At 53.3% G+C, this 4,516-nt stretch carries 3 protein-coding genes and 2 pseudogenes; 3 read left to right on the forward strand and 2 right to left on the reverse strand.

From position 1 onward, the window contains the following. Together A7D21_RS33685 and istB are read left to right on the forward strand one after the other, a co-directional pair. Positions 1-841, forward strand: a pseudogene (locus A7D21_RS33685) (IS21 family transposase); the annotation flags it as partial. Beyond that, a complete protein-coding gene (istB, locus tag A7D21_RS33690) occupies positions 834-1,637 on the forward strand; it encodes an IS21-like element helper ATPase IstB (RefSeq protein ID WP_010466203.1) in 804 nt (267 codons plus the stop codon). The pseudogene A7D21_RS33685 and the gene istB, both read left to right, overlap by 8 nt. Positions 1,638-1,795: 158 nt before the next feature. Here the strand turns inward: istB and A7D21_RS33695 are convergent, their stop codons facing one another. Then, entirely contained in the window at positions 1,796-2,731 is a 936-nt protein-coding gene (locus A7D21_RS33695; RefSeq protein ID WP_069553827.1) for a DMT family transporter, read from the reverse strand. A gap of 255 nt (positions 2,732-2,986) precedes the next feature. Here A7D21_RS33695 and A7D21_RS33700 point away from each other — a divergent pair. Next, positions 2,987-3,262: pseudogene (locus tag A7D21_RS33700) on the forward strand (transposase domain-containing protein); the annotation flags it as partial. 31 nt (positions 3,263-3,293) lie between these two features. On the opposite strand, the gene A7D21_RS33705 reads toward A7D21_RS33700, so the two are convergent. Then, entirely contained in the window at positions 3,294-3,923 is a 630-nt protein-coding gene (locus tag A7D21_RS33705; protein ID WP_019819600.1) for a LysE family translocator, read from the reverse strand. Positions 3,924-4,516: the final 593 nt, after the last annotated feature.

The raw sequence follows: 4,516 nt of genomic DNA on the forward strand, positions 1-4,516 counted from the left end.
CTACCTATTCGATCCGGACTTCTGCAACGTGGCCTCCGGCTGGGAAAAAGGCATCGTTGAAAAGAACGTTCAAGACAGCCGACGGCGCATCTGGCTCGATGCTCAAAACTGCATGTTCCATACCTTCGAGGAATTGAATGCTTGGCTCGGCCAACGCTGCCGTGCGCTCTGGGACGAACTGGTGCACCCGCAATACAACGGGCTGACAGTGGCGGACGTCCTGGAGCTGGAACGCGCCGAATTGATGCCGATGCCGACTGCCTTTGATGGCTACGTCGAGCGCACCGTACGGGTCTCCAGCACCTGCCTGATCAGCGTGGCGCGAAATCGCTACTCGGTGCCGTGTGAGCGGGTCGGTCAGTGGGTCAGCAGCCGTTTGTATCCCACACGGGTGGTGGTCATCGCCGATGAAACGATGATTGCCAGTCACGAGCGCCTGTTTGATCGAGATCAGGTCAGTTTTGACTGGCAGCATTACATCCCGCTCATCGAACGCAAGCCCGGTGCGCTGCGCAATGGCGCTCCGTTTGCCGATCTGCCGAAGCCGTTGCAACTGCTAAAACGCGGTCTGAGGCGGCACACCAATGGTGATCGAGTCATGACTCAGGTACTGGCGGCGGTTCCCATCGCCGGGCTCGACGCCGTATTGGTGGCTGTGGAGTTGGTACTGGAATCAGGCAGCTTGAGTGCTGACCACATCCTGAATGTCCTGGCTCGACTGACATCGACAGCAGCCCCTCCGTCCGCCGAAACCAGCCTTCAACTCAAGATAGCGCCTGTCGCCAATACGGCACGCTACGACCGGCTCCGTACCACCGATGAGGAGACTCGCAATGCGTGATCTTATGGCGGAACTCAAAGAACTGCGTCTGCATGGCATGGCCAGCGCCTGGGAAGAACTAGCCTCGCAAGGAGAAGCTTCGACGGCATCCTCGAAATGGCTGCTCGAACATCTGCTTCAACAAGAACATGCAGATCGAGCGGTGCGCTCAGTGAATCATCAGATGAACATGGCCAAACTTCCCATGCATCGTGATTTGGCCGGCTTCGACTTCAGCGCTTCCAGCGCAGATGCCCGCCTGATCAGGGATCTGTCCAACCTGGAGTTCACCGATACCGCGCAGAATGTGGTGTTCATCGGCGGGCCTGGAACAGGCAAAACACACCTCGCCACCGCCTTGGCCGTTTCCGGGATCACGACGCATCACAAACGCGTACGCTTCTACTCCACGGTGGATCTGGTCAATCTGCTGGAGCGCGAAAAGTACGACGGCAAGACGGGCCGCATCGCTCAAGGGCTGCTACGAACAGACCTGGTGATACTCGATGAACTGGGGTATTTGCCCTTCAGCCAGAGCGGTGGTGCCCTGTTATTTCATTTGCTGTCCAAGCTGTACGAGCACACCAGCGTGGTGATCACCACCAACCTCAGCTTCTCGGAATGGTCGAGCGTGTTTGGTGACGCCAAGATGACAACGGCGTTGCTGGATCGGCTGACACACCACTGCCACATCGTCGAAACGGGCAACGAGTCCTACCGCCTGCAACACAGCAGCTTGGTCGCCCAGACCAAGATCAAATCACGTGAACGAAAGCGCAAAGACAATGATGGTGCCGAGGACGATGAGCTGTTTTGATCCGCACCGAAAATACCCTGCCGCATGCCCACATGCGGTGGGGCTTTAATGCCTCTTCCACCGGGACACGACTGCTAAGCTTATCCACAATTGCTGATGCCAAAATCAGCAATCCGCCCTGGGTCAATTTTCAATCGGCAGGGTGGGTCAGTTTTCAATCAGCGCCAACACGTCATGACCTTTATTGCGATTGTGGCACCTGTTAACAGGGCTATTACTCCCAGCATCTCAAGACCGGTAGGTAGACGGTTTTCGGCGATAAGGCCGAACGCAGCGGCGAAGATCGTTTCTACAGAAATGAGCTGCCCAGACAGGGCCATGGGTAACCGCTGGCTTGCAATGTTCCAAGCCCATGCCCCTCCAACGGAGGCAAAACATGCCAGCGCTGATGCTGCGGCGAAAACCGGTAGAGTATTGTCCAAACGTAGGTCAATGTGCGGGTAGCTATATACCCCAAACACAAGCCCGAAAGGTAAGAAAAGCAGGACGCTGACACCTGCTCCACTCATCATTAGTCCAGTCCAAAGACCTGAATGTACTTGGGGAATTTTTGCCAATATCTTTTGGTTTAATATGCTGAACATTAACCAAGCCAATACTGCGCCTAACGCATAACCTACTGCCACAAGGTACGAGGGCGCGCCTCCATCTAAAACGCTGACCAAAATTCCATAATTCGTTGCAACCAAACCAAAAACTGCCAGAATTATGGGTGCACAGAAGCTGCTCCAGGAAACTGTTCGGTTGATCAAATTGCCTGTGATGGCAACTATAACCGGCGTAGCGCTCAAAAATGCGGGTGCGATTATAGCCCCACCGTGAAGTACACTTCCCATAATGCATCCTATGTAAAGAGCATATCCTAGGACGCCAAGCAGCCCGGCCATCATAGTTGAACGCCAGCTTAAAACTGGATCGCCAGGCCAATAAACACGAATAACAACAAGACCAATGCAGCCAGAGATGATGAATCTCAATGTAATAAAATCAACCGGTCCAAAATCTCCCATCATGTAAGGAGACAGAAAATTAAGCGCCCAGCTGAACGTAGCGAAAATTGCAGCTGCAATCCCAATCACATAGGATTTTGACATCGCCTCTCCTGTGACGGGCTTACACGCCCGATTTTAGATAATAGGATCGCAATATTTCGAGGAGCGAATCTCCTTACCGTCCTTTATACCAATAAATTGTGACCCATAGGCCGTCTGAGTTGGTTTACCCAAGTTAACGCCCATCCCTACGTCGCCACCACTTTCAGACTTGCCTTCGAACATGGATTTTGTCTAGTCGTGAGCGCCAGTCTAGAAAGCGCATTGTCACAGCAAGTCGGGTCTTACACGGCCGCAGCGCTGTCGCGCTACCTTGATGACGGTGCCGTACCCATAGACAACAAATGGGCCGAAAACCAAATCAGGCCATGGGCTCTTGGGCCGAAGAACTGGCTCTTTGCAGGGTCGCTGCGCAGCGGTAAACGTGCGGCAGCGATCGTGAGCCTGATCCAGTCTGCACGGCTGAATGGTCATGATCCGTATGCTTATCTGAAAGACGTTCTCAGACGCCTGCCGACGCAGCGGGTGAGTGAAATCAAGCAGTTGCTTCCGCATAAGTGGGAGCCCGTTTAATCATGTAAGGGTGACGCTCGGACGTACACACTTAAGTTCGTCTGGCTGTAGCCAATAAGGCGGCTGCGCCGAGCATCATTGCACCCGTTATGCGATTGATGATCGACAATTTCCGCTTCGAAGGGTGCAGAGATCGAATGATGCTGCCAGCAAGGGCCCAGCCTATAGCGGCGATAAACTCGACCGCAATGTAGATTGCACTTAAAACGACGAACTGGGCAGTGAAGGAGGCGCCAGTACCAGCAACAATGAATTGGGGAACAAAAGCAGTGAAGAGCAAGATTGCTTTGGGGTTGGTCATGGCAGTCATGAACTCCCTGCGTGCCAAGGAGTAGGCATCGACAGGCTGGAATACCGAAGCCCCATCTTCGTGACAATCACGGCCTATCATCATTCTTACGCCGAGATAGGCGAGGTAAAGGACACCTACCCACTTAATAATCTGGAAAGCGGGTTCAGACGCCTCTAGCAATGCGCCTAAACCGACAATCACCATTGCGATCATCAATGCAAAGGCCGTACACCGACCTGACAGACCGACCACTGTAGGCAGCAAACCCTGCCTGCTGCCATTTGCGAATGCAAGCAGGTTGTTGGCGCCCGGTGAGACGGCAACGATTGCTGCTGCGGGGAGAAATAGGAGGAGTTGGGCTAGGGTCATGGTTGGAACCTCGGCATCGACAATAATTGATTCTAGCCAGAGCTTGAATAGTCTCTACGAGGATCGGGCATATTTCGCAGCGCCTATCCTTTGGAGAAGCGGTGTTCAGGTGTTTGTTGGTAGCTTCGGAGTATGCTTTGGGGTCAGTAAGGTGTGTTGGCTAGACGCTTACTACGCTTCCGCAAATCACCTTTGTTTACGTTCACCCCCGCTGAACCCTGGATGATAGCAGCATCTCATGCTCACTGGATTGTTTGCGACGTCAAAGGGCCCGTGCCGTACTCACTGGGCTTGTGTCTCGTAACCAAAACGATCTAAAACGTTAGCGCACGACCACAAGCATAAGTACATCCTGCGATGGTCCCCGCTAAATTCAGAGAATTAAAACTGTCGCAGGGTATAAAAATCTGTCGCAGGCTGGTCGCCGTTGTGACGGGTCGCTGCCAAATAAGTATTCTCCAGGCGTCGTACCTGACAGACGTTTCAGATTACTAAAGATCAAATACTGACTCTGTTGTGAATCTGAACTGCGTCTTTGGAAAAGGAGGTTGCCTTGGCTTGCGTGGGTTTAGTGAACGGCTGTCGTACTGTGG

The organism is Pseudomonas sp. AP19 (assembly GCF_001728855.1).
Lineage (GTDB): Bacteria > Pseudomonadota > Gammaproteobacteria > Pseudomonadales > Pseudomonadaceae > Aquipseudomonas > Aquipseudomonas fluorescens.